This window comes from Enterobacter sp. 04-C-12-SI-ECC (genome assembly GCF_047530715.1).
GTDB lineage: Bacteria > Pseudomonadota > Gammaproteobacteria > Enterobacterales > Enterobacteriaceae > Enterobacter > Enterobacter bugandensis.
On the sequence record NZ_JBLKDI010000010.1, the window covers coordinates 12,664 to 37,496 of the forward strand.

Annotated in this window: 21 protein-coding genes; 5 read left to right on the forward strand and 16 right to left on the reverse strand. The window is 56.7% G+C overall.

Going from position 1 to position 24,833, the window contains the following annotated elements; genetic code table 11:
* Positions 1 to 22: 22 nt before the first annotated feature.
* Positions 23 to 1,939: a PTS 2-O-a-mannosyl-D-glycerate transporter subunit IIABC gene (gene mngA / locus ACMWL8_RS14265; RefSeq protein ID WP_045261077.1), complete on the reverse strand. Its 1,917-nt coding sequence runs from the start codon at positions 1,937 to 1,939 to the stop codon at positions 23 to 25.
* A gap of 171 nt (positions 1,940 to 2,110) precedes the next feature.
* On the opposite strand from mngA, the gene ACMWL8_RS14270 reads away from it, so the two are divergent.
* Positions 2,111 to 2,830 (forward strand): GntR family transcriptional regulator, encoded by a 720-nt coding sequence (locus ACMWL8_RS14270; RefSeq protein WP_045261078.1) that lies wholly within the window; start codon positions 2,111 to 2,113, stop codon positions 2,828 to 2,830.
* Positions 2,831 to 2,913: 83 nt separating this feature from the next.
* Here the strand turns inward: ACMWL8_RS14270 and sucD are convergent, their stop codons facing one another.
* The 8 genes from sucD to sdhC all read right to left on the reverse strand — a co-directional run bounded on the left by sucD (position 2,914) and on the right by sdhC (position 12,554).
* Complete coding sequence (gene sucD, locus ACMWL8_RS14275) at positions 2,914 to 3,783, reverse strand: succinate--CoA ligase subunit alpha (protein WP_008501094.1); 870 nt, start codon at positions 3,781 to 3,783, stop codon at positions 2,914 to 2,916.
* Entirely contained in the window at positions 3,783 to 4,949 is a 1,167-nt protein-coding gene (sucC, locus tag ACMWL8_RS14280; RefSeq protein ID WP_006809579.1) for an ADP-forming succinate--CoA ligase subunit beta, read from the reverse strand. The genes sucD and sucC overlap by 1 nt, the downstream gene beginning before the upstream one ends.
* 95 nt (positions 4,950 to 5,044) lie before the next feature.
* Positions 5,045 to 6,265: a 2-oxoglutarate dehydrogenase complex dihydrolipoyllysine-residue succinyltransferase gene (odhB, locus tag ACMWL8_RS14285; protein WP_045261079.1), complete on the reverse strand. Its 1,221-nt coding sequence runs from the start codon at positions 6,263 to 6,265 to the stop codon at positions 5,045 to 5,047.
* A 14-nt stretch (positions 6,266 to 6,279) separates the two neighbouring features.
* Positions 6,280 to 9,087, reverse strand: coding sequence for a 2-oxoglutarate dehydrogenase E1 component (gene sucA / locus ACMWL8_RS14290; RefSeq protein ID WP_045261080.1), 2,808 nt, complete (start codon positions 9,085 to 9,087; stop codon positions 6,280 to 6,282).
* 223 nt (positions 9,088 to 9,310) lie between these two features.
* Entirely contained in the window at positions 9,311 to 10,027 is a 717-nt protein-coding gene (gene sdhB, locus ACMWL8_RS14295) for a succinate dehydrogenase iron-sulfur subunit SdhB (protein WP_008501090.1), read from the reverse strand.
* A 15-nt stretch (positions 10,028 to 10,042) separates the two neighbouring features.
* Complete coding sequence (sdhA, locus tag ACMWL8_RS14300; protein ID WP_041910764.1) at positions 10,043 to 11,809, reverse strand: succinate dehydrogenase flavoprotein subunit; 1,767 nt, start codon at positions 11,807 to 11,809, stop codon at positions 10,043 to 10,045.
* Positions 11,809 to 12,156: a succinate dehydrogenase membrane anchor subunit gene (gene sdhD, locus ACMWL8_RS14305; RefSeq protein WP_008501088.1), complete on the reverse strand. Its 348-nt coding sequence runs from the start codon at positions 12,154 to 12,156 to the stop codon at positions 11,809 to 11,811. The genes sdhA and sdhD overlap by 1 nt, the downstream gene beginning before the upstream one ends.
* Positions 12,150 to 12,554: a succinate dehydrogenase cytochrome b556 subunit gene (gene sdhC, locus ACMWL8_RS14310; RefSeq protein WP_026080740.1), complete on the reverse strand. Its 405-nt coding sequence runs from the start codon at positions 12,552 to 12,554 to the stop codon at positions 12,150 to 12,152. Before sdhC ends, sdhD begins: the two co-directional genes overlap by 7 nt.
* A 638-nt stretch (positions 12,555 to 13,192) precedes the next feature.
* On the opposite strand from sdhC, the gene ACMWL8_RS14315 reads away from it, so the two are divergent.
* Positions 13,193 to 14,476, forward strand: coding sequence for a citrate synthase (locus ACMWL8_RS14315; protein WP_028012378.1), 1,284 nt, complete (start codon positions 13,193 to 13,195; stop codon positions 14,474 to 14,476).
* Positions 14,477 to 14,579: 103 nt separating this feature from the next.
* On the opposite strand, the gene nei is transcribed toward ACMWL8_RS14315, so the two are convergent.
* From nei to ACMWL8_RS14350, 7 genes are all read right to left on the reverse strand, one after another.
* Entirely contained in the window at positions 14,580 to 15,371 is a 792-nt protein-coding gene (gene nei / locus ACMWL8_RS14320; RefSeq protein ID WP_045261081.1) for an endonuclease VIII, read from the reverse strand.
* A gap of 18 nt (positions 15,372 to 15,389) precedes the next feature.
* Positions 15,390 to 16,130 carry a 5-oxoprolinase subunit PxpA gene (gene pxpA / locus ACMWL8_RS14325; RefSeq protein WP_045261082.1) on the reverse strand — a complete coding sequence of 247 codons (741 nt, stop codon included), beginning with the start codon at positions 16,128 to 16,130 and terminating at the stop codon, positions 15,390 to 15,392.
* Positions 16,117 to 17,049 carry a 5-oxoprolinase subunit PxpC gene (pxpC, locus tag ACMWL8_RS14330; RefSeq protein ID WP_028012375.1) on the reverse strand — a complete coding sequence of 311 codons (933 nt, stop codon included), beginning with the start codon at positions 17,047 to 17,049 and terminating at the stop codon, positions 16,117 to 16,119. The genes pxpA and pxpC overlap by 14 nt, the downstream gene beginning before the upstream one ends.
* Entirely contained in the window at positions 17,043 to 17,699 is a 657-nt protein-coding gene (gene pxpB, locus ACMWL8_RS14335; RefSeq protein WP_041910767.1) for a 5-oxoprolinase subunit PxpB, read from the reverse strand. The genes pxpC and pxpB overlap by 7 nt, the downstream gene beginning before the upstream one ends.
* Positions 17,700 to 17,713: 14 nt before the next feature.
* A complete protein-coding gene (locus ACMWL8_RS14340) occupies positions 17,714 to 18,457 on the reverse strand; it encodes a type 2 GTP cyclohydrolase I (protein ID WP_028012373.1) in 744 nt (247 codons plus the stop codon).
* Between the two features lie 10 nt (positions 18,458 to 18,467).
* A complete protein-coding gene (gene phrB / locus ACMWL8_RS14345; protein WP_045261083.1) occupies positions 18,468 to 19,880 on the reverse strand; it encodes a deoxyribodipyrimidine photo-lyase in 1,413 nt (470 codons plus the stop codon).
* Positions 19,881 to 20,479: 599 nt separating this feature from the next.
* Positions 20,480 to 20,686 (reverse strand): YbfA family protein, encoded by a 207-nt coding sequence (locus ACMWL8_RS14350; protein ID WP_014069366.1) that lies wholly within the window; start codon positions 20,684 to 20,686, stop codon positions 20,480 to 20,482.
* Between the two features lie 308 nt (positions 20,687 to 20,994).
* Here ACMWL8_RS14350 and kdpF point away from each other — a divergent pair, with 308 nt between their 5' ends.
* From kdpF to kdpB, 3 genes are read left to right on the forward strand one after another with little or no spacing between them, the layout of a single operon-like run.
* Positions 20,995 to 21,084 (forward strand): K(+)-transporting ATPase subunit F, encoded by a 90-nt coding sequence (kdpF, locus tag ACMWL8_RS14355; RefSeq protein ID WP_014069365.1) that lies wholly within the window; start codon positions 20,995 to 20,997, stop codon positions 21,082 to 21,084.
* On the forward strand, positions 21,084 to 22,763 hold the full coding sequence (gene kdpA / locus ACMWL8_RS14360) for a potassium-transporting ATPase subunit KdpA (protein WP_045261084.1): 1,680 nt from the start codon (positions 21,084 to 21,086) through the stop codon (positions 22,761 to 22,763). The genes kdpF and kdpA overlap by 1 nt, the downstream gene beginning before the upstream one ends.
* An 18-nt stretch (positions 22,764 to 22,781) precedes the next feature.
* Entirely contained in the window at positions 22,782 to 24,830 is a 2,049-nt protein-coding gene (gene kdpB, locus ACMWL8_RS14365; protein ID WP_045261085.1) for a potassium-transporting ATPase subunit KdpB, read from the forward strand.
* Positions 24,831 to 24,833: the final 3 nt, after the last annotated feature.

Consider the following 24,833-nt stretch of genomic DNA (forward strand, 5'->3'; position numbering starts at 1 on the left):
TCGTTTCCTGTTTTGTGAGTTTTTACGGTATGGCGTCTTCTGTGAGGTACTTGCCCTTTTTTACCGCCTGACGTCGCCAGAGCAGCAGAACAAACGTGGAGACAGCGGTCCCCGCCAGCGCCGCGCCAAACCAGCCCACAGCCGCAACCACACCGCCCAACCCGGCATCGTGAAGTAAAAAGAGAGAGAAAATCCCGGCCCCCGGGGTAGATAACCCGATCCCCATCGCACCGACAGCCGCGCCTGTTACCATGGAGCCGAGCACAAATGAGCCAATGACGCGAAGCGGATCTTCAATCGCCATCGGGATCGCCCCTTCGGTAATGCCCGCCAGGCCGAGCAGCCACGTTGATTTACCGGTTTCAATTTCAAACGGATTAAACAGCTTCGGCGCCAGCATCGTCGACGCCGTCACGGTAAAGGCCGATACCATTTTGACGGAGGCAAAGATCGCGTAAGGACCATAAACGCCGTTCGCCATCGCCCCCAGGCAAAACGCGTAAGAGGCTTTATTAACCGGGCCACCCAAATCGAATGAGCACATAAACCCGAGGATGGCCCCCAGAAGCAGCGCATTCGCGCCGGAGAGACCGTTAAGCCAGACGGTGAGCGTGTTATTGAGCCAGGCCACCGGTTCGCCAATCACAAACAGCATCAGGCTGCCCGCGCCCAGCACGCCAATCACCGGATAGAGATAAAAGGTCAGAAAGCCGTTGTAGCGGCTACTGAGCCGGATGTGGTTTTTCACCCAGCGCATCAGATAGCCCGCGATCAGCCCGCCGACAATAGCGCCAAGAAAACCGGAGCCGATCATATTGGCAGCCAGACCGGCCGCAAAGCCCGGCGTCAGCGCAGGTTTATCCGCCAGCGAATACGCGGTATAGGCCGCCAGAACAGGTACCATCAGAATGCCGAGCATGCCACCGCCAAGCTTGCGGTACATCCACAGCCACGAGTTTTCCTGGTCAAACAGGTGCTGCAGACCCAGGATTTGCGCCAGCAGTACCGACACGGCCAGCACCGTACCGCCAGCGACGATCAGCGGCACCGCAAAAGAGATACCGCTGAGAAGTGCCTGCTTGAGTTCAGTTTTAACGCTCTTTTTCGTTTCGGTATCGACATGCGCAGGACGCGCATCGGATGCAGGCTGCAGCGCCAGCGCGCGCTCAATCAGCGCTTCAGCATGGCGCAGAGGCTCCGCGACGGGCACGGAGATGGCGGGGATCCCCTGAAAACGCTCGCTCTCTTTGATCGCCACTTCTGCGGCAAAAATGCACGCTTTGGCCTCACGAAGCTGCTGCACGGTGATGCGCCCCTCAATGCCGTTTGCCCCTTGCTTTTCGACCACCACGTTGACGCCAAGCTTGCGTCCCGCTTTTTCCAGGTACTCTGCGGCCATATAGGTATGCGCGATCCCGGCCGGACAGGCGGTCACGCAGACGATTGTCGGGGCATTCAGCGCGACGCCTGCCTCTTCCATGTCAGGAGCAGCTTCAAGCGCAGCAAGCACGTCTTCCGCCGTGGTAGCAGCCATCACGCGCGCCCTGAGATCGTCATCCGCCAGGCGAGACGTCAGCTCCGTCAGCACCTGAATATGGGTTGAACCCGCTTCTGCTGGCGGAATGGCGAGCAGAAAAACCAGCTCAACCTCTTCCGGCCCGTCCACGCCTTCCCATGCAAGCGGTTCTCGCAGAGTTGCCACGGCAAAAGCCGCCTCCTTCACGACGGCTGATTTACCGTGAGGAACGGCCAGTCCTTCACCCAGCGCGGTCGGCCCAAGCGATTCCCGATGAAACACCTCCTCCAGAAACGCATCGGCATCAGCGATTTTGCCCAGCGCCACCAGCCGCGCCGTAAGCTGACGGATTGCCTCATCCCGGCGGGTAAACTGCGCCTGAACGCAAACAGCACGCGGATCGGTCAGAGTCGTCAGGTTCATAAAGATCCTCACCTATACAGAGTTATTGTCTGGGGAGGATTCTGGCAGACCTGATAATACATTTATGTGATCACTTTCACTAAAAGCCAAATTTGTATTTTAATTGTATTATTTACAAATCATCAGTTGAATGCATAATTCCCTGAAAAGGTATTAAGCAGGCGCGATAAAATGGGCAACAAACCGATGTACCGGCAGATAGCCGATGCGTTCCGCGAGAAAATCAACGCCGGGGAATTAAAACCGGGAGACGCGCTGCCGACGGAGTCCAGTCTTCAGGAGGCGTTTCGCGTCAGCCGCGTCACCGTGCGGCAGGCCCTGAAACTGCTCGCCGATGAGCAGATCATCGAAAGTATTCAGGGCAGCGGCTCTTATGTAAAAAAAGAGGAGCGCGTCAATTACGATATTTATCAGCTCACCGGCTTTTACGAAAAGCTGGCGGATCGTCATGTCGATACGCACAGTGATGTCAAAATCTTTGAAGTGGTGAAAGCCGATGCGCGGCTGGCGGCAACATTAGCAGTTGGCGTGGAAGATAAGGTCTGGCACGTTAAGCGCGTGCGATTCATCAAGCAGAAGCCGGTGAACCTGGAGGAGACATGGATGCCGCTGGCCCTGTTCCCCGACCTCACCTGGGAAGTGATGGAGAATTCGAAATACCACTACGTTGAGCAGATCAAAAAGCTGGTTATCGATCGCAGCGAGCAGGAGCTGGTGCCGATCATGCCTTCAGAGGAGGCGATCGCCGCGCTGTCGCTCGATCCGGCAAAGCCGATCCTGGAAAAAGTCTCCCGCGGGTTTCTGAAGGACGGACGGGTATTTGAATACAGCCGCAACGTGTTCAATACCGACGACTACAAGTTCACTCTCGTCGCCAGACGCAGGCAATAAAAAAGGCCGCTTTACAGCGGCCAACCATGTCGAAACGGACATTTTTATACTTCAACGCCCCCCTTTCAGGGAGCAGAGAGGACTTACTTAATGATGGATTTCAGTGCTTCGCCGATATCCGCCAGGCTGCGAACGGTCTTCACGCCTGCGGCTTCCAGCGCTGCGAATTTCTCATCAGCCGTACCCTTACCACCGGCAATGATCGCGCCTGCGTGACCCATACGCTTGCCTTTCGGCGCGGTCACACCCGCGATGTAACCCACAACCGGCTTGGTCACGTGTTCTTTGATATAAGCAGCCGCTTCTTCTTCCGCGCTACCGCCGATCTCGCCGATCATCACGATCGCTTCGGTCTGCGGATCTTCCTGGAACAGCTTCAGGATGTCGATGAAGTTAGATCCCGGGATTGGGTCACCGCCGATGCCCACGCAGGTGGACTGACCGAAGCCGTAGTCGGTGGTCTGCTTAACCGCTTCATAGGTCAGCGTACCGGAACGGGACACGATGCCCACTTTACCCGGCTTGTGAATGTGGCCAGGCATGATGCCGATTTTGCATTCGCCCGGAGTGATCACGCCTGGGCAGTTCGGGCCGATCATGCGCACGCCTGCTTCGTCCAGCTTCACCTTCACGGTCAGCATATCCAGGGTCGGGATGCCTTCGGTGATGGTGATGATCAGCTTGATGCCTGCGTCGATCGCTTCCAGAATGGAGTCTTTGCAGAACGGTGCCGGAACGTAGATCACGGTCGCGGTTGCGCCCGTCGCTTCTACCGCTTCACGCACGGTGTTGAACACCGGCAGGCCCAGGTGCGTGGTGCCGCCTTTACCTGGCGTTACGCCGCCAACCATCTGAGTGCCGTAGGCAATCGCCTGTTCGGAGTGGAAAGTCCCCTGGCTACCGGTGAAGCCCTGGCAGATAACCTTGGTATCTTTATTAATTAAAACTGACATTATTTCCCCTCCACTGCGGCAACAACCTGCTGAGCTGCATCCGTCAGACTTTTCGCTGCAATAATATTCAGGCCGCTGTCAGCCAGTTTTTTCGCGCCGAGTTCAGCGTTGTTACCTTCCAGACGCACAACCACCGGAACGTTAACACCCACTTCTTCTACCGCACCGATGATGCCGTCTGCAATCAGGTCGCAACGGACGATGCCGCCGAAGATGTTAACCAGTACCGCTTTAACGTTGTCGTCAGAGAGGATGATTTTGAACGCTTCGGTTACGCGCTCTTTGGTTGCGCCACCGCCCACGTCGAGGAAGTTTGCCGGCTCACCGCCGTGCAGCTTAACGATGTCCATGGTGCCCATCGCCAGGCCCGCACCGTTAACCATGCAGCCGATGTTGCCATCCAGCGCCACGTAGTTCAGCTCCCACTGAGCAGCCTGTGCTTCACGCGGATCTTCCTGAGACTGGTCGCGCATTTCGCGCAGATCCGGCTGGCGGAACAGCGCGTTGCCGTCAGCGCCCAGCTTGCCGTCGAGGCAGATCAGGTCGCCCTGGGTGGTGATCACCAGCGGGTTGATCTCGATCAGCGCCAGATCGCGCTCAAGGAAGATAGTCGCCAGGCCCATGAAGATCTTGGTGAACTGCTGAACCAGCTTGCCTTCCAGACCCAGCTTGAACGCCAGCTCGCGACCCTGATAAGGCATTGGGCCCGCCAGCGGATCGATAGCCACTTTGTGGATCAGGTGTGGGGTCTCTTCCGCCACTTTTTCAATTTCCACGCCGCCTTCGGTAGACGCCATGAACACCACGCGACGGGAGCTACGGTCAACCACCGCGCCCAGGTACAGCTCTTTCGCGATGTCGGTCGCCGCTTCGACCAGGATCTGGTTAACCGGCTGGCCGTTCGCATCTGTCTGGTAGGTCACCAAACGCTTGCCGAGCCAATGTTCAGCAAACGCACGAATCTCTTCTTTGCTCTTAACAACCTTCACACCGCCCGCTTTACCACGGCCACCAGCGTGAACCTGACATTTAACTACCCACGGGCCGGAACCGATTTTAGATGCGGCTTCTTCTGCTTCACGCGGGGTAGTACAGGCATAACCCACCGGAGCCGGTAAGCCATACCGGGCAAACAGCTGTTTGGCCTGATATTCATGTAAGTTCATGTGTTCTATCCATCCTTCAGGGTAATCGTTATCTTCAAACCTGTAGACCGGCGCAGCGTGTGCCGGTCCACGGGGCAGGTGATGCTAAATCGTTACTAGACGTCCAGCAGCAGACGCGTTGGATCTTCCAGCAGCTCTTTAATAGCTACCAGGAAGCCCACGGACTCGCGGCCGTCGATCAGGCGGTGGTCGTAAGAGAGCGCCAGGTACATCATCGGCAGGATCTCAACTTTACCGTCAACTGCCATCGGGCGATCTTTAATGGCGTGCATACCCAGGATCGCGCTCTGCGGCGGGTTAATGATCGGGGTAGACATCAGCGAGCCGAATACGCCGCCGTTGGTAATGGTGAAGTTACCGCCGGTCAGGTCTTCTACGGTCAGCTTGCCGTCGCGGCCTTTCACGGCCAGCTCTTTGATTTTCTTCTCGATGTCAGCCATACCCAGGGTATCCACATCACGCAGAACCGGGGTCACCAGGCCGCGTGGGGTAGAAACCGCCATGCTGACGTCGAAGTAGTTGTGGTAAACCACGTCATCGCCATCGATAGACGCGTTCACTTCCGGGTAGCGTTTCAGCGCTTCAACCACCGCCTTCACGTAGAAGGACATAAAGCCCAGACGGATACCGTGACGTTTTTCAAACGCGTCACCGTACTGCTTACGCAGATCCATGATTGGCTTCATGTTCACTTCGTTGAAGGTGGTCAGCATCGCGGTGGAGTTTTTCGCTTCCAGCAGACGCTCGGCCACGCGCTTACGCAGGCGCGTCATCGGTACGCGTTTTTCGCTGCGGGCACCCAGAGCAGGCTGTGCTGCCGGAGCTGCCGCAGGGGCTTTCGCTTCCGCCTGAGCAGGCGCTTTCGCCAGGTGCTTGTCGATGTCTTCGCGGGTCAGACGACCGCCCACACCAGTGCCTTTGATGGCTGCCGGGTCAAGGCTGTGTTCAGCCAGCAGGCGACGGATCGCCGGGCTGAGGGCGTCGTTAGACTGTTCTTCCAGAGAAGCCTGCTGGCGCTGAGCCGGCGTAGAGGCTTTCTCTTCAGACTTCGCGCTGGACTCTTTGCCCGCGCTGTTGCCTTCACGCAGGCGCCCCAGGATCTGACGAGAGGTGACGGTGGTGCCTTCATCTTCCAGCACCGCGTCCAGAACGCCATCCGCCGAAGCCGGTACTTCCAGTACCACTTTGTCAGTTTCGATTTCTACCAGCACTTCATCGCGCTTAACGGCATCGCCTGGTTTTTTGTGCCAGGTAGCGACGGTCGCATCTGCTACGGATTCAGGCAGGTCGGGAACAAGAATATCTACGCTACTCATTATGTATCCTTTAATTAATCGACGTTCAGCGCGTCATTGACCAGATCTTGTTGCTGCTTCTGGTGAACGGACATATATCCTACCGCCGGAGAGGCGGAGGCCGGGCGACCTGCATAGCGCAGGGCTGACCCAAATGGAATCACTTCACGGAAATGATGCTGGCTGCAGTACCATGCGCCCTGGTTGAGCGGCTCTTCCTGGCACCAGACAAAATCATGTACGTGAGCGTACTGTTTCAGCACTTCCTGCATCGCCTGATGCGGGAACGGATAAAGCTGTTCGATACGCACAATGGCGACATCTTTCTGATCGTTCTTACGGCGCTGTTCCAGCAGGTCGTAATAAACCTTACCAGAACACATTACGACACGCTTAACGGCCTGCGGATCAAGCTCGTCAATTTCACCGATGGCCGGCAGGAAGGTGCCGTTTGCCAGCTCTTCCAGGCTGGAGACCGCCAGCGGATGGCGCAGCAGTGATTTTGGTGACATGACCACCAGCGGACGGCGCATACCGCGCAGCGCCTGACGACGCAGCATGTGGTAGACCTGAGCCGGGGTGGACGGCACGCAAACCTGCATGTTCTGCTCGGCGCAGAGTTGCAGGTAACGCTCCAGACGCGCGGAGGAGTGCTCCGGTCCTTGTCCTTCGTAACCGTGCGGCAGGAGCATCACCAGGCCACACATGCGGCCCCACTTCTGCTCGCCGGAGGAAATGAACTGGTCGATAACGACCTGCGCGCCGTTGGCGAAGTCACCGAACTGCGCTTCCCAGATGGTCAGGGTGCGCGGTTCCGCAGTGGCGTAGCCGTATTCGAATGCCAGGACCGCTTCTTCAGACAGCACGGAGTCCCAGACCTTGAACTGGCCTTGACCGTTATGCACGTGCTGCAGCGGAGTGTAGGTTGAACCGTTAGACTGGTTGTGAACCACTGCGTGACGGTGGAAGAAGGTCCCGCGGCCCGCATCTTCACCGGACAGACGAACAGGAATGCCTTCGTCAACCAGCGTTGCGTAAGCCAGCGTTTCCGCCCCGCCCCAGTCGAACAGCTTCTCGCCTGCCGCCATGGACTGACGGTCGGCGTAGATTTTCGCCACGCGAGACTGCATCTCGATAGCGTCCGGCACGGTGCTGATGCGTTTAGCCAGCTCCTGCAGGCGCTTCATCTCAACCTTGTTCGGGTAGCTCTCATCCCACTCGTGGTTGAGGTACGGCGACCAGGTAAAGGAGTGCATGTTCATCGGGCGCAGCTCTTTCACCACGCATTCACCCGCATCCAGCGCGTCGCGGTAGAGGTTGACCATTTCGGTCGCATCTTCCAGCGTCGCCACCTTGTCGCTCTCCAGCTTGTCAGCATAGATTTTGCGCGGGGTCGGGTGTTTTTTGATTTTCTGGTACATCAGCGGCTGGGTTGCACTTGGCTCATCCGCTTCGTTGTGGCCGTGACGGCGGTAGCAGAAGAGGTCAATGAACACATCGCGCTTAAAGGTATTACGGAAGTCCAGCGCCAGACGGGTCACGAAAGCCACGGCTTCCGGGTCATCCGCGTTAACGTGGAAGATCGGCGCCTGTACCATCTTACCGATGTCGGTGCAGTACGGGGTAGAACGGGCATCCAGCGGGTTAGAGGTGGTGAAGCCCACCTGGTTGTTGATCACGATGCGAACGGTACCGCCCACTTCATAACCACGCGCTTTCGACATGTTCAGGGTTTCCTGAACCACGCCCTGCCCTGTGACCGCCGCATCACCGTGAATGGTGATTGGCAGCACTTTATTGCTGCTCGGCTCGTCCAGACGATCCAGACGCGCGCGCACGGAACCGATAACCACCGGGCTGACGATTTCCAGGTGTGACGGGTTAAACGCCAGCGCCAGGTGAACCAGACCGCCTTCGGTTTCGATATCTGACGAGAAGCCCATGTGGTACTTCACGTCGCCGGTGCCGAGGTGTTCTTTATGTTTGCCCGCGAATTCGTCGAACAGGTCCTGCGGTTTTTTACCCAGCACGTTGACCAGCACGTTCAGACGACCACGGTGCGCCATGCCGAGCACCACTTCACGGGTGCCGCTCTTGCCTGCGTGGCGAATCAGCTCTTTCAGCATCGGCACCAGCGCGTCGCCGCCTTCCAGCGAGAAGCGTTTTGCGCCCGGGAACTTCGCGCCCAGATAGCGCTCAAGCCCTTCCGCTGCGGTCAATTCGCTGAGGAAGCGTTTCTTCTCGTCGGCCGAGAAGGTCGCGTGGCCCGCTACGGATTCGATGCGCTGCTGGATCCAGCGCTTCTCTTCGGTAGAGGTAATGTGCATATATTCCGCGCCGATGGAGCCGCAGTAGGTTTGCTTGAGCGCGTCAATCAGATCGCCCAGCTTCATCGTGTCTTTGCCGATGGCAAAGGAACCTACGTTAAAGCTTTCCTGGAAATCGGCCTCGGTCAGATCGTGATACGCCGGATCGAGATCGGCCACACGTTCCTGCTGCCACAGTCCCAGCGGATCGAGATTCGCATGCTGGTGACCGCGGAAGCGATAAGCGTTGATAAGCTGCAGGACTTTAACCTGCTTCGCATTGGTGTCAGGGTCGGAAATCGCAGAAGAGTAACGTGAGGCATCCTTCGCCAGACGACGGAAATAATCACGTGTTTTGGAATGGAATTGATCCGGTTTGACCCCTGTACCAGGCAACTGCTGGAACATGGAACGCCAGTTTGCGTCCACTGAGTCAGGATCGGTTAAGAAGTCTTCATAGAGCTGTTCTATCCAGCTCTGGTTGGCACCAGAGAGGTAAGAAGAGTCCAGCCAGGCTTTCATTGCGCCGTTCTGCATCGTGATCCCTTAAGCATTTTTATGCTTACTTTCGCCGTAGAAACTACCACGCACACCGCGTGTACGTGCCGGGGTTCACCTGCGAGCTCTTTTCATTTGGCCCGCGAAGGAACCTTTAGAAACTGTCTAGACTTCAGGGCAGTTTTTAAAGGTTTCTGCAATCTATTCCCTCTCCCTTTGGGAGAGGGTTAGGGTGAGGGGAACAGCGCTCCCCTCTCACTACTTACGCACTGCGCTGCAGCAGCATCGACTTAATATGGCCGATGGCGCGCGTCGGGTTCAGTCCCTTCGGACACACACTGACGCAGTTCATGATGCTATGGCAGCGGAATACGCTGAAAGCGTCACTTAATCCTTCCAGACGGCTGTCGGTTTCGGTGTCGCGGCTGTCGATAAGGAAGCGATAGGCAGCCAACAGACCCGCAGGGCCGATAAACTTGTCCGGGTTCCACCAGAACGACGGGCAGGACGTTGAACAGCATGCGCAGAGAATACACTCGTACAGACCATCGAGTTTTTCACGCTGCTCAGGAGACTGTAAGTGCTCGCGAGCGGGTGGATTTTGCCCATTATTCAATAAGTAAGGCTTAATCTTCTCATATTGTGCATAGAATTGCCCCATGTCTACCACCAAATCACGCACGACCGGCAGGCCTGGCAGAGGACGGATAACAATTTTCTGACCAGGACGCTGCAGCGCTGAAATTGGCGTGATACAGGCCAGGCCGTTTTTGCCGTTCATGTTCACACCGTCAGAGCCACATACCCCTTCACGGCAGGAGCGGCGGAACGACAGCGTAGGATCTTTTTCTTTCAGCTGGATTAAGGCATCCAGCAGCATCATGTCACGACCTTCTTCCGCTTCGAGGGTATAGTCCTGCATGCGCGGAGCGTCATCAACATCCGGGTTATAACGATAAACTGAGAATTCGAGTTTCATTATCCTGTCTCCGCATTAGTAAGTACGAATCTTCGGCGGGAACGCCGGACGCAGTTTCGGTTCCATGTTGACGTTACGACGCGTCATGGTTTCCGACTCTGGCAGATACAGGGAATGGCACAGCCAGTTTTCATCGTCACGATCCGGGAAGTCGAAGCGGCTATGGGCGCCACGGCTTTCGGTACGGAAGTTTGCCGACATCGCGGTTGCGAATGCGGTTTCCATCAGGTTATCCAGCTCCAGGCACTCAACGCGCTGGGTGTTGAACTCGCTGGAGGTGTCGTCCAGACGGGCATTTTTCAGACGCTCGCGGATCGCCTTCAGCTGCTCAAGGCCTTTGGCCATCGCATCGCCTTCGCGGAATACCGAGAAGTTGTGCTGCATGCACTCCTGCAGCGCTTTACGGATTTCCACCGGATCTTCGCCGTTACGGTTACCGTTCCAGCGGTTGAGGCGTTCAAGAGAGGCGTCGATTTCGTCGTCGGTTGCATCACGCAGCGCGCCCTGCTCGGCAATGGACTCCTGCAGATGCAGACCCACCGCACGACCAAATACCACCAGGTCCAGCAGGGAGTTGCCGCCCAGACGGTTGGCGCCGTGTACGGATACGCAGGCGATTTCGCCTACCGCGAACAGGCCAGGAATGACCACGTCTTCGCCCTGCTCGTTCACGGTCAGCGCCTGACCGGTCACTTTGGTCGGAATACCGCCCATCATATAGTGGCAGGTTGGGATAACCGGAATCGGCTCTTTCACCGGATCGACGTGCGCGAAGGTGCGGGACAGTTCCAGGATGCCCGGCAGACGGGATTCCAGCACTTCTTTACCCAGATGGTCGAGCTTCAGCTTCGCGTGTGGACCCCATGGGCCATCGCAGCCGCGGCCTTCACGGATTTCGATCATGATGGAACGCGCCACCACGTCACGACCCGCCAGGTCTTTCGCATTCGGGGCATAACGCTCCATGAAGCGCTCGCCGTGTTTGTTCAGCAGGTAGCCACCTTCACCGCGGCAGCCTTCAGTGACCAGCACGCCCGCACCGGCGATACCGGTTGGGTGGAACTGCCACATCTCCATGTCCTGCACCGGTACGCCGGCGCGGATAGCCATACCGACACCGTCACCGGTGTTGATGTGGGCGTTGGTGGTGGATTGGTAAATACGGCCTGCACCGCCGGTCGCCAGCACGGTCGCGCGGGCTTTGAAGTAAACCACTTCACCGGTTTCGATGCACAGCGCGGTACAGCCGACGATCGCGCCATCGGCGTTTTTCACCAGATCCAGCGCATACCACTCGGAGAAGATGGTGGTGTGGTTTTTCAGGTTCTGCTGATACAGGGTGTGCAGCAGTGCGTGACCGGTACGGTCAGCCGCCGCCGCGGTGCGTGCCGCCTGCTCGCCGCCGAAGTTTTTCGACTGGCCGCCAAACGGACGCTGATAGATAGTGCCATTTTCCAGACGGGAGAACGGCAGACCCATATGGTCCAGCTCCAGAATCGCTTCCGGGCCGGTTTTACACATATATTCGATGGCATCCTGGTCGCCGATGTAGTCGGAACCTTTTACCGTGTCATACATGTGCCATTCCCAGTTATCTTCATGGGAGTTACCCAGCGCAACGGTAATACCGCCCTGCGCGGACACAGTGTGGGAACGGGTCGGGAACACTTTAGAGAGCAGCGCACAGGTCTGGCCGCTCTGGGAAATTTGCAGTGCGGCGCGCATACCTGCGCCACCCGCACCAATCACAACAGCATCAAATTCTCTGACTGGCAGTTTCATTACACACCCCACACCACAACGAATCCATAAATAACGTAAACCACCAGTGCAACCACAATGGCCAGCTGCAGTGGGAGGCGAATCGCCAGCGGTTTAACGTAATCGGTCAACACCTGCCACATGCCGATCCAGGCATGGATAAGGATGGAGAACAGGGCCAGCAGGGTGAACACTTTGGTGAAGGCCGATCCGAAGAAACCACTCCAGATTTCCCACGTCAGCGTGCCGCTGGTCGCGAAGAAACCGATCATATAGATGATGTAAAGGGTGAGAACGATGGCGGTAGCACGGACCAGAATGAAGTCATGTACGCCGTTGCGTCCTAATGCGGAGGCGTTGCTTACCATACGAGAACTCCTGCGAGAAGTGAAAGCACGACAGTGATCACAAATGAAATGTTCGCGGTACGTTTCCCGGCCTCGAACGTCTCTTCCAGATAGCCAAAGTCCATCAGCATGTGGCGTACGCCGCCAACAACGTGATAGGCCAGCGCGGTGAGAATGCCCCACATGATAAATTTCACGAAGAAGCTATTCATGATGGCCGAGGCCTGGAGGAATCCTTCAGGGGAAGAGAGGCTGGTGCCCAGTAACCACAGCAAAATACCGACCGCCACAAACGTAATCACACCAGAAACACGGTGCAGAATGGACGCTATTGCTGTTACGGGGAACCGGATCGTTTTGAGATCCAGATTGACAGGTCTTTGTTTTTTCACATTTCTTATCATGAATAACGCCCACATGCTGTTCTTATTGTTTCCTTCCTCCGGACTGCGATGCGGGTCAAGCAGCGTTCCTTTTCTATAACTGCGCGTCATGCAAAACATTGCTTCCAAATGCTAAAACGACACGTTACAACGCTGGGTGGCTCGGGATTGCAGGGTGTTCCGGAGACCTGGCGGCAGTATAGGCCGTTCACAAAATCATTACAATTAACCTACATACAGTTTGTTGGGTTTTCTCTGGAACAGTGATCAGGGTCACGATAACAACATCTTTTTAATTTTTAATCATCTGATTTGACAAATGTTAAACAATATTGTTACAAACGTCATCAGAAAAGGCATATAATGCGCAAAAGTTATGAGGTCTCTCTTTCACCTGACAAATAGTTATGTAACAGTGTGATGGTATTGACCGAAGTTATCAGGACAGTTATTAGTGATATACAGGTTTGAATAATTCGGACTGCAAAAACGCTGATTTGCTGTTGTTTCACTGATATTTCATTCGTTTACCTGCAAGGCGCCATAGCTCTGTACCCTGGTTACTCCTCGTGAGCTGAGCGGTAAGCCAAATAACAATCTGGTAACGGTGATTAACAGCTGAAGGCAAATCCGGTAAAAGCAGTCTTAAGCATAAGGCGCTAAGGAGACCGTAAATGGCTGATACAAAGGCAAAACTCACCCTAAATGGTGATGATGCTATTGAACTGGATGTGCTAAAAGGCACGCTCGGTCAGGATGTTATTGATATCCGTACGCTGGGTTCCAAAGGAGTATTTACCTTTGACCCTGGATTTACCTCTACCGCATCTTGCGAATCCAAAATCACCTACATTGACGGTGACGAAGGTATCCTGCTCCATCGCGGCTTCCCCATCGATCAGTTAGCCACCGAATCCAACTACCTGGAAGTGTGCTACATCCTGCTGAACGGCGAAAAGCCGACGCAGGCACAGTACGATGAATTCAAAACCACCGTAACCCGTCACACTATGATCCATGAGCAGATTACCCGTCTGTTCCATGCGTTCCGTCGTGACTCTCACCCAATGGCGGTGATGTGCGGGATTACCGGTGCGCTGGCGGCGTTCTACCACGACTCACTTGACGTGAATAACCCGCGTCACCGTGATATCGCGGCGTTCCGCCTGCTGTCCAAAATGCCGACCATGGCGGCGATGTGCTACAAATACTCCATCGGCCAGCCGTTTGTGTACCCACGTAACGACCTCTCCTACGCCGGTAACTTCCTGCGCATGATGTTCTCCACACCGTGCGAAGAGTATGAAGTGAATCCGGTGCTGGAACGTGCGATGGACCGTATTTTGATCCTGCACGCTGACCACGAGCAGAACGCCTCTACCTCTACTGTCCGTACCGCAGGCTCTTCAGGCGCGAACCCGTTCGCCTGTATCGCTGCGGGCATCGCCTCCCTGTGGGGACCGGCGCACGGCGGCGCGAACGAAGCGGCGCTGAAGATGCTGGAAGAGATCAGCACCGTTGAGCACATTCCAGAGTTCGTGCGTCGCGCGAAAGACAAGAATGACTCCTTCCGCCTGATGGGCTTCGGTCACCGTGTTTACAAAAACTACGACCCGCGCGCAACCGTTATGCGTGAGACCTGCCATGAAGTGCTGAAAGAGCTGGGCACCAAAGACGATCTGCTGGAAGTGGCGATGGAGCTGGAACACATCGCGCTGAACGACCCGTACTTCATCGAGAAGAAACTCTACCCGAACGTCGATTTCTACTCTGGCATTATTCTGAAAGCGATGGGCATTCCATCTTCCATGTTCACCGTGATCTTCGCCATGGCGCGTACCGTGGGCTGGATTGCGCACTGGAACGAAATGCACAGCGAAGGCATGAAAATCGCCCGTCCTCGTCAGCTGTACACCGGCTACGAGCAGCGTGATTTTAAGTCTGACCTGAAGCGCTAAGAAACGTTGGGTGCGGCCTGATGCCCTCCCCCCGGCCCTCTCAAAACATTAAAAACGGCAACTTTCGTTGCCGTTTTGCTTTTACCTCCGCCACCCGGCTTTTTTACATCTGGCACCGAGGGCACCAGTAAAACGGTCTGGAAGAGATCGTAGCCTTCTCAATCACCCCACCACAACGCTCGCACTTTTTCCCCGCCCGATGGAATACCTTAAAGCGGAACAGTGCCCCGTGATGCTTGTTCTCATCCACCAGGCCGCGCGTGTTGTACGACAGCCGTGGAATATCAAGCAGCGCGTGCGACAGCGCCTCCAGCTGTTCCTCGCTAAGCTGAGAGGCCTTGCGCTGCGGCGCCAGCCCCACTTCCCAGAGGATCTCCACCCGCAGGTAGTTTCCCAGCCCGGCAAGAAACGCCTGATCGAGCAACAGCCCGGAAAACTGGCGGTTGCGGAATTGGGAAGACAATAGCCGGGCTTTAACGTCGCTCGCCGTCAGGCGCATGTCCAGCACGTCCGGCCCGACGCGCTGTAAGAACGGATGCGTCAGCAGCTGCTCCGGCGTTAACATTTCGATATCAGAGGCACTGTAGAGCAGGATCGCCTTATCCGCCGTTTGTAACCGGACGCGCAGCACGCGCTTCGTTTGCGGCTGCTCGTCCGCATCGACGACGCGCCACACACCGTAGAGCTGGTTATGGCTATATAACGTCAGGTTATGGGAAAAATGCGTGAGCAACGCTTTGCCGCGCGTTTCAATGTGGGTCACCGTCTGTCCCACCAGCTCTGTTTCAAACGGCTTAAGTTGAGGAAAGGCAAACCAGACATCGGTCAGGGGTTTGCCCTTTATCGCCGCCTCCAGGCTATCCGCCGCGCGGCGGATCTCCGGACCTTCAGGCATGTCATTGTCCTTTTATAATCAATCTGCGCTGACGAGAATGCCCTCTTCAGAGAACGCCGCCCGCAGGCGTCGCGCAAACTGGAGCGCATGCTCCCCGTCGCCGTGTAAACACACCGTATCGGCCTGAACATTTGCGGATTTTCCATCCACGGCGGTCACCCGCCCGAAGCGCACCATCGCCAGCGTCTGCGCCAGCGCTTTATTTTCGTCAGTAATCAGCGCACCGGCCTGCGTGCGCGGCACCAGGCTGCCGTCCGGCATGTATCCCCGATCGGCAAAGACTTCCTGCCGCGTCGTCAGCCCCAGCCGTTCTCCGGCACGAATAAGCTCGCTACCCGCCAGGCCAACCAGAATCAGCTGCGGATTGCAGTCCCGCACCGCGCGGGCAATCGCCTCCGCCAGCGCCGGGTCTTTCGCTGCCTGGTTATAGAGCATGCCGTGCGGTTTGACGTGACGCAGCACGCCATGCTCAGCGCGCACCATCGCCTCCAGCGCGCCAGTCTGGTAGAGCACCTGAGCGTAGACCGTCTCAGGGGGCAGATCCATCGCCGTACGGCCAAAGTTGTCCCGGTCCGGGAAGCTCGGGTGAGCGCCAATCGCCACGCCGTTTTTAATGGCATTACGCACGCTCTCCAGCATGGTTTGCGCATCGCCCGCGTGAAAACCGCAGGCGATATTGACCGAGGAGACCAGGGTCATCAGTTCCGCATCGGCGCTGCTGCCCTCCCCCAGATCGGCGTTTAAATCAATCTTTACCATCAAGCCTCCACGCCAGCTGTTCGAGATAGCGCTGCCGATCCTGCCGGGCCTTTAGCGCCTCCTCCAGCGTACACTGCACAAAATGAATCGGCTGACCGAGAGGGATTTGAGCCAGATGGTAGCGATCCGCTTCAATAATGCAGGCAATACGCGGATAGCCGCCGGTAGTTTGCGCGTCGTTCATCAGTACGATGGGCTGCCCGTTGCCCGGCACCTGAATCACCCCCGGCAGCAGCCCGTGGGAAAGCAGCTCCCGGTCAGTCGTGCGGGTCAGCGGCTGCCCCTGAAGCCGGTAACCCATACGGTTACTCTGCGGGCTGATTTTCCACGGCGAACGCCAGAAAGACTCTTTTGAGGCTTCATCAAACTCCTGATATTCCGGTCCCGGCAAGGCGCGGATCACGTTCCCCCACAGCAGCTGCTTCACGCCCTGCGTGGTGGTGAAATGGCGCGCTGATGGCTTAATCGCAAGACGATCGCCGTCGCGCAGCAGCCGTCCTTCATGGCCGCCCATTCCCGCTTTCTGGTCGGTGCTGGACGACCCCAACACCTCCGGCACGTCGATGCCCCCCGCCACGGCAAGATAGCTGCGCACGCCGTGCAGAGGACGCTTAAGCGTCAGACGCTGCCCGGCTTTCGCCCGCAATCGCCAGCCGGTCCACACCGCTTTGCCGTCCAGCGTCGCGTCACAGCCCGCGCCGGTTAAGGCGAACCAGGTCTCCTCACCAAATTCAATAACGCACTGACCCAGCGTAATTTCTAACGCCGCCGTGCTGCCCGCGTTGCCTACCAGCAGGTTGGCAATCTCCAGCGAAGGACGATCGAGCGCACCGCAGTAGCTCACGCCGGACTGGCGCATGCCAAAGCGTCCGGCATCCTGAACGGAGGTATAAAGCCCCGCGCGAATAAGCGTTAACATACCCCCTCCTTCTGCGGGATAAAGCGCAGGGTATCACCCGGACGCAGGAGTATTGGCGCGTCATGGCCAGGTTCAAATAACGGCGTGGACGTGTGCCCGATAAGCTGCCAGCCGCCCGGTGAAGTAAGCGGATAAATTCCGGTTTGTTCACCGCCAATCGCCACCGTTCCTGCGGGTACGCTCAGGCGCGGCTCAGCCCGACGCGGGGTATGCAGCCGGGGAGATAATCCGCCCAGATACGGAAAGCCCGGCTGAAAACCCAGAAACCAGACGACGTAATCCACCGAGCTGTGCAGCTCCACAACCTGCTTTACTGTTAATCCACAGTGTTCGGCCACCACGCCAAGGTCAGGGCCACCTTTGCCGCCATAGACAACCGGGATCTCAATCGCCCGCGATTCTGGCTCCAGCGCCTCGCTCTCTTCCCACCAGCGCTGCAGACGCTCAATGGCATCCAGCGCCCCGGTGTGCGGATCGCGTAGCACCACGGTGATATTATTCATACCCGGAATAGCTTCAACCACGCCGGGTAGCTCGGGCAGCCGCTGAGCCAGGCGCCAGATACGCTTTTGCGTGGCAAGCGTCACGGGAGGCTCAAGCTCCAGAACTACCGCGGTTTCACCCAGAAGATAACAACGCGCTCGCTGCACTTAACTACCTCTCATCAGGCCGGATTAGGGATATCAATAAAGGTCACATCCAGATCGGTATTTTCCGTTAGCCACTCGCTGAGGGCGCGAATACCGCCGCGCTCGGTAGCGTGGTGGCCTGCCGCGTAAAAATGCAGCCCCTGCTCGCGGGCAGAGTGAACCGTCTGCTCGGAGACTTCGCCGGTAATAAACGCATCAACACCAAAGCGCGCGGCGCTGTCGATAAAGCCCTGGCCGCCGCCGGTACACCACGCCACGCGCTTCACGGTATCCGGCCCGGTATCTCCGCACCACAGCGGACGACGCCCCAGCCGCGCTTCGATCCACGATGCCAGCTCCAGCCCCGGTACCGGCATCGACAGTTCGCCCCACGGCACCAGCGGCTCGATTTCACCCATCACGGTTATCCCTAACAGCTGCGCCAGCTGGACGTTATTTCCCAGTTCAGGATGCGCATCCAGCGGCAGATGGTAACCGTACAGGTTGATATCATTCGACAGCAGCGTTTTGAGGCGGTTGCGCTTCATGCCGCGGATAATCGGCGATTCGTTTTTCCAGAAGTAACCGTGATGGACAATCACCGCGTCGGCTTCCTGACGCACCGCCTCATCCAGCAGCGCCTGGCTTGCCGTCACGCCGGTGATGATTTTCTGCACCGTTTCGCGCCCTTCGACCTGCAGGCCATTCGGGCCATAGTCGCTAAAGGAGGCGGTATTAAGTTTTTCGTTAATCAGGCGTTCCAGTTCACTGTTTTTCATCATCATTCTCTCAAACTTTTCGGGCGGCTTCGTACGCCGCCAGCGTGGCGACGCGCGCCTGTTTATGGTCGACAATCGGGCGGGGATAATCGAGCTTTACGCCCTGTTTATCCGCCCATGCCCACGGGTCATGGATCGCTTTTTCAGGAACGTTCCTGAGCGCGGGCAACCAGCGGCGAATAAAGTCGCCGTTGGCATCAAATTTTTGCCCCTGGGTGGTCGGATTAAAAATCCTGAAATAGGGAGCCGCATCGGTGCCGGTAGAGGCCGCCCACTGCCAGCCACCGTTATTCGCAGCCAGATCGCCATCGATCAGCTGAGAAATAAAATAGCGCTCTCCGATTCGCCAGTCGATAAGCAGATCTTTCACCAGGAAGCTCGCGGTAATCATTCGCAGACGATTGTGCATCCACCCGGTTTCATTTAGCTGGCGCATAGCGGCGTCCACTACCGGATAGCCCGTCTCCCCTTTTTGCCAGGCCTGTAAAAGTGCCTCATCGTGCTGCCATTTTACGCTGTCGGTCCACGGAATGAACGGACGATGCTTACAGAGACTGGGATGGTACGTCATCAGATGGCGGTAGAATTCACGCCAGATAAGTTCGTTCAGCCACACCGAGCCCGCACCACCGTCCAGCGCCTGCGGCTGTTCGGCCAGAAGACGATGCAAACACTGGCGAGGAGAGAGCACGCCCAGCGCCAGGCAGGCCGATAACCGGCTTGTCCCTTCAATTGCCGGGAAATCCCTGCGCGCGTCATATTCTCCCGCGCCCTGCTTGCAAAACTGGCGCAGCTTCGCAATAGCGGCCTTCTCACTGGCAGGGAACAGAAGTTCATCAAATGCCCGCTGGGGATAGTTGAACGTTAATTCGGGGAGATCGGTTATAGCCTCTCCTCTGGCGGCGGGCGCGGGTACACACTCCGGCAGCGCCTCTTTCAGGCGCTTAACAAAAGCATTTTTAAACGGCGTAAACACTTTATACATTTCGTGACCGCCGGTCATAACGCTGCCCGGTGCCAGCATCACGCTGTCATCAAATCCCTCACATACCACCTCTCCCAGCATTTTCTCCAGCTGGCGGTCCCGCTGCTGTTCGTTCAGTTCGTACTGGTAGTTATAAAAAAGATGCGTGACGCCGTTCTGCTGGCATATCTCCTGCAGCATATGAAGCTGCGCGGTAAAATCGCTGACCTCTTTGTAGATCAGCGGAATGCCTTTCTCGGCAAGCGAGTGCTGCAGTTCGTTCAGGTGTGATTTGAGGTAAGCCGCCTGCCGTGGAGCCATATCATGCTGCTGCCACTGCTCAGGCGTGGCGATAAATAGCGCCAGTACGCTGGCGTCATCAGAGCGGCAGGCTGCCGCGAGAGCGATGTTGTCATGTACGCGCAAATCCGCGCGAAACCAAACCAGATGGGTGGGCATAAAACTCCAGGCTATTGTCCATTATGTCCATAAGGGCATGCCATACAAGGAAAAAGCATGCATTGAACTACTTTGCCATGAAGTGTAGACGGGATGAAATAAAAAAGGCCGCCCGGGGCGGCCTTAACGCTACTTGTCCTGCGCTATCGTGGTTAAAGCGACAAACGCATTAGGTTCATCACTCTTTACAACGAGTACGCTGGCGACAATGAACGCGATGCATATATAGCGTTTCACTATGCGGTCCCTGCTGCTAACCGCTCCACCGTTCACCACCGGTGATAAGTCGGTGGACACAAGCCCGGGTAGGCGGGCTGCTTTACGGCTGAAAATACACCTTTCCCAGGACCGATGCCCATTTGCGAGATGGCGGAAAGGGACGCAGCATCATAATTACTATCCGCTGCAAAGGTAAGATACCCGAATAAAATTAGGAATTTATAAAGGCTTCGAGGGATTGCCATCTTCTTACAGAAGGGTATGATAAAAATCCCGGGTAGGGGCTGCAAGACCACCCAACGGACCGCGAATCCCGAGGGACAAAAAAACCGCCATATTGCTATTGGCGGTTTTTTTTATGGCTACGCGTCAGCGTTGTATCAATAGAAATCGCAGGTCGCTTTCTCTGCCTGATCCATCCACACCGGCTTCTCGCTGGTTTTCGCCCAGACGCGGTGCAAATAGCTGTAAAAACGCGCGCGATCTTTCCAGAACAACATCACCGGCAGAGCCAGCACGCCAGCCACTACGGCGAAAGTGCGACGCATGAACACGATATGAGCCGGATACTCTTTATAAAGATCCATATTTTTCTCCCCTGTAGTTGGCCGGAAACCTTCTCCGGAAAATGTGAAATCTGTGACCTGGATAAAATAATATCGCTTTGCGTGTAATTTTACTACTCATCCGACCACTTATTTTTATTCATTTAGCGAATATTTACATTCGCGCCGTAATTAAGTTACAAAAAAGTTAATGATTTACTTATCAATAGTTAAATTATGGTCTTTCCATTTTTATACTTTTTTTACACCCACCCTTCTGATTTTTGCGAAATCTTTGCGCCATAAATCCTACCGTTAGCACAACAACAAAAGTCACCCGGAGGTGGATTGTGAGTGCAGGTCTTATTGCCGGCATCGTGCTGGTGTTCCTGTTATTGGGTTATCTGGTCTATGCCCTGATTAACGCGGAGGCATTCTGATGGCTGCTCAGGCGTTTTTGCTTATTGCCAGCTTCTTAGTGGTATTGTTCGTTCTGGCAAGGCCGCTGGGAACGGGACTGGCGCGATTGATCAACAACGTCCCCCTGCCCGGCACGGGAGGCGTTGAAAAAGGGATCTGGCGCGTACTGGGTATAGACGATCGGGAGATGAACTGGCGTGACTATCTGATCGCCATTCTGCTGCTGAACATCGTTGGGCTCATTGCACTTTTTGCCATGCTGATGCTGCAGGGTAGCCTGCCGCTGAATCCGCAACGGTTACCGGGCCTGTCCTGGCACCTGGCGCTGAATACGGCAGTCAGTTTTGTTACCAACACCAACTGGCAGTCCTATGCCGGTGAAACCACCCTCAGCTATTTCAGCCAGATGGCTGGATTAACCGTGCAGAACTTCCTCTCTGCAGCCAGCGGTATCGCGGTAATTTTCGCGCTGACGCGCGCGTTTGCACGTCAGAAAATCGGTACCCTGGGTAACGCCTGGATGGATCTGACGCGCATTACGCTGTGGATCCTGCTGCCGATTGCGCTGCTTATCGCGCTGTTCTTTATTCAGCAGGGCACCCTGCAAAACCTGCTGCCTTACGCCCCGTATACTTCGCTTGAAGGAGCAAAACAGATCCTGCCGATGGGGCCAGTGGCGTCGCAGGAAGCCATCAAGATGCTCGGCACCAACGGCGGCGGATTCTTCAACGCCAACTCGTCGCATCCGTTTGAAAACCCTACCGCCCTGACCAATTTTGTGCAGATGCTGGCGATCTTCCTGATCCCCGCCGCGCTCTGTTTCGCCTTTGGTGATGTGGTCAACGATCGCCGTCAGGGCCGCACACTGCTCTGGACCATGTCGCTGATCTTCGTGGTCTGCGTGGCGCTGGTGATGTGGGCTGAATGGAGCGGCAACCCCCATTTCATGCAGCTGGGGGCGAACAGCAGTATTAATATGGAAGGCAAAGAAAGCCGCTTTGGCATTCTCGCCAGCAGCCTGTATGCGGTGGTCACCACGGCGGCCTCGTGCGGGGCGGTAAACGCCATGCATGACTCTTTCACAGCGCTGGGCGGCATGATCCCGATGTGGCTGATGCAGATCGGCGAGGTGGTGTTTGGCGGCGTGGGCTCCGGTCTTTACGGCATGCTCCTGTTCGTGCTGCTGGCGGTGTTTATTGCCGGTCTGATGATTGGCCGCACCCCGGAATACCTCGGTAAAAAAATCGACGTTCGCGAGATGAAATTAACCGCGCTGGCGATTCTGGTCACCCCGGCGCTTGTGCTGCTCGGCACCGCGCTGGCCCTGATGACCGAGGCCGGACGCAGCGGCATCTTTAACCCGGGCATTCACGGCTTTAGCGAAGTGCTATATGCCGTCTCCTCGGCCGCCAACAACAACGGTAGCGCCTTTGCAGGCTTAAGCGCCAACTCTCCGTTCTGGAACTGTCTGCTGGCGTTCTGCATGTTCGTGGGCCGCTTCGGGATCATTGTGCCGGTAATGGCGATTGCCGGATCGCTGGTGAATAAAAAAATCCAACCGACCACCACCGGGACGTTACCGACCCACGGCGCGCTGTTTATCGGCCTGCTGACGGGCACCGTGTTGCTGGTCGGCGCCCTGACCTTTATCCCCGCCCTCGCGTTAGGCCCGGTCGCGGAAACTCTCTCTTTACGCTGATTTTGCGGAGTATTTGTCATGAGTCGTAAACAACTGGCCCTGCTCGAACCGACGTTAGTTCGTCAGGCGCTTATGGATGCGGTCAAAAAGCTGAGCCCGCGCGTGCAATGGCACAACCCGGTGATGTTTATCGTCTGGGCCGGCAGCGTCCTGACCACCGCACTGGCGATTGCCATGGGGACGGGTCACATGTCGGGAAACGCGATGTTCACCGGGGCCATCAGCCTGTGGCTGTGGTTTACCGTGCTATTCGCCAACTTTGCCGAAGCGCTGGCGGAAGGCCGGAGTAAAGCGCAGGCCAACAGCCTGAAAGGGGTGAAAAAAACGGCGTTTGCGCGGAAATTACGTGAACCGAAATACGGCGCGCAGATGGACCACGTTCCGGCGGATGAACTACGTAAAGGTGATGTGGTGCTGGTGGAAGCTGGCGACATCATCCCGTGCGACGGAGAAGTCATTGAAGGTGGCGCATCGGTAGATGAAAGCGCCATTACCGGGGAATCCGCACCTGTGATCCGTGAATCTGGCGGTGATTTTGCCTCCGTAACGGGTGGGACGCGCATTCTTTCCGACTGGCTGGTGATCCAGTGCAGCGTCAACCCGGGCGAAACCTTCCTCGACCGGATGATCGCCATGGTGGAAGGTGCTCAACGCCGTAAAACACCGAACGAAATTGCCCTGACCATCCTGCTGATAGCCTTGACCATCGTCTTCCTGCTGGCAACCGCGACGCTGTGGCCATTTTCCGCCTATGGCGGCACTCCGGTCACCATCACCGTACTGGTGGCGCTGCTGGTCTGCCTGATCCCCACCACCATCGGCGGCCTGCTGTCGGCCATCGGCGTGGCCGGCATGAGCCGTATGCTCGGTGCTAACGTCATCGCCACCAGCGGGCGCGCGGTTGAAGCCGCCGGTGACGTGGATGTCTTGCTGCTGGATAAAACCGGGACCATTACCCTCGGTAACCGCCAGGCGTCCGAATTCTTACCCGCCCCGGGCGTGGATGAAAAAACGCTGGCGGATGCGGCACAGCTCTCCTCGCTTGCCGATGAAACCCCGGAAGGCCGCAGTATCGTGATCCTCGCCAAGCAGCGCTTTAACCTGCGCCAGCGCGACGTTCAGAGCCTGCATGCCACTTTCGTGCCGTTTACGGCGCAAACCCGAATGAGCGGGATTAACATTCAGGATCGCATGATCCGTAAAGGCTCTGTTGACGCCATCCGTCGCCACATTGAGGCCAACAATGGCCACTTCCCACCTGAAGTGGACAACCTGGTCGAAAGCGTAGCCCGTCAGGGGGCCACGCCGCTGGTGGTGGCAGAAGGCGCGAACGTGCTGGGCGTAATTGCCCTGAAAGATATCGTCAAAGGCGGCATTAAAGAGCGCTTTGCCCAGCTGCGTAAAATGGGCATTAAAACGGTGATGATCACCGGGGATAACCGTCTTACCGCCGCGGCGATTGCCGCTGAAGCGGGCGTGGATGATTTCCTTTCCGAAGCCACGCCGGAAGCCAAGCTGGCACTGATTCGTCAGTACCAGGCGGAAGGCCGTCTGGTGGCGATGACCGGCGACGGGACCAACGATGCTCCTGCCCTCGCGCAGGCCGACGTGGCGGTGGCGATGAACTCCGGTACCCAGGCGGCAAAAGAGGCGGGCAACATGGTCGACCTCGACTCTAACCCGACCAAGCTAATTGAGGTAGTGCACATCGGCAAACAGATGCTGATGACGCGTGGTTCGCTGACCACCTTCAGTATCGCCAACGACGTGGCGAAGTATTTTGCCATTATCCCGGCGGCCTTTGCGGCCACCTACCCGCAGCTCAATGCGCTGAACGTGATGCACCTGCACTCTCCGGCATCGGCCATTCTGAGCGCGGTGATTTTCAACGCCCTGATCATTGTCTTTCTTATTCCGCTGGCGCTGAAGGGCGTGAGCTATAAGCCGCTGACCGCCGCTGCCATGCTGCGCCGCAACCTGTGGATATACGGCCTGGGCGGGCTGGTGGTGCCTTTCATCGGTATCAAGGCTATCGACCTGCTGTTGACCCTGTTCGGGCTGGTTTAAAAG

Excerpts from the sequence above, each read along its gene's own strand:
- kdpB (WP_045261085.1), top strand. The coding sequence starts at position 22,782 with ATGAGTCGTAAACAACTGGCCCTGCTCGAACCGACGTTAGTTCGTCAG.
- sdhD (WP_008501088.1), bottom strand. The coding sequence starts at position 12,156 with ATGGTAAGCAACGCCTCCGCATTAGGACGCAACGGCGTACATGACTTC.
- sucD (WP_008501094.1), bottom strand. The coding sequence starts at position 3,783 with ATGTCAGTTTTAATTAATAAAGATACCAAGGTTATCTGCCAGGGCTTC.
- ACMWL8_RS14270 (WP_045261078.1), top strand. The coding sequence starts at position 2,111 with ATGGGCAACAAACCGATGTACCGGCAGATAGCCGATGCGTTCCGCGAG.
- ACMWL8_RS14340 (WP_028012373.1), bottom strand. The coding sequence starts at position 18,457 with ATGAAAAACAGTGAACTGGAACGCCTGATTAACGAAAAACTTAATACC.
- sucA (WP_045261080.1), bottom strand. The coding sequence starts at position 9,087 with ATGCAGAACGGCGCAATGAAAGCCTGGCTGGACTCTTCTTACCTCTCT.
- nei (WP_045261081.1), bottom strand. The coding sequence starts at position 15,371 with ATGCCTGAAGGTCCGGAGATCCGCCGCGCGGCGGATAGCCTGGAGGCG.
- kdpA (WP_045261084.1), top strand. The coding sequence starts at position 21,084 with ATGGCTGCTCAGGCGTTTTTGCTTATTGCCAGCTTCTTAGTGGTATTG.
- odhB (WP_045261079.1), bottom strand. The coding sequence starts at position 6,265 with ATGAGTAGCGTAGATATTCTTGTTCCCGACCTGCCTGAATCCGTAGCA.
- sdhC (WP_026080740.1), bottom strand. The coding sequence starts at position 12,554 with ATGTGGGCGTTATTCATGATAAGAAATGTGAAAAAACAAAGACCTGTC.
- sucC (WP_006809579.1), bottom strand. The coding sequence starts at position 4,949 with ATGAACTTACATGAATATCAGGCCAAACAGCTGTTTGCCCGGTATGGC.
- sdhB (WP_008501090.1), bottom strand. The coding sequence starts at position 10,027 with ATGAAACTCGAATTCTCAGTTTATCGTTATAACCCGGATGTTGATGAC.
- pxpA (WP_045261082.1), bottom strand. The coding sequence starts at position 16,130 with ATGGTAAAGATTGATTTAAACGCCGATCTGGGGGAGGGCAGCAGCGCC.
- sdhA (WP_041910764.1), bottom strand. The coding sequence starts at position 11,809 with ATGAAACTGCCAGTCAGAGAATTTGATGCTGTTGTGATTGGTGCGGGT.
- phrB (WP_045261083.1), bottom strand. The coding sequence starts at position 19,880 with ATGCCCACCCATCTGGTTTGGTTTCGCGCGGATTTGCGCGTACATGAC.
- ACMWL8_RS14315 (WP_028012378.1), top strand. The coding sequence starts at position 13,193 with ATGGCTGATACAAAGGCAAAACTCACCCTAAATGGTGATGATGCTATT.
- ACMWL8_RS14350 (WP_014069366.1), bottom strand. The coding sequence starts at position 20,686 with ATGGATCTTTATAAAGAGTATCCGGCTCATATCGTGTTCATGCGTCGC.
- pxpC (WP_028012375.1), bottom strand. The coding sequence starts at position 17,049 with ATGTTAACGCTTATTCGCGCGGGGCTTTATACCTCCGTTCAGGATGCC.
- mngA (WP_045261077.1), bottom strand. The coding sequence starts at position 1,939 with ATGAACCTGACGACTCTGACCGATCCGCGTGCTGTTTGCGTTCAGGCG.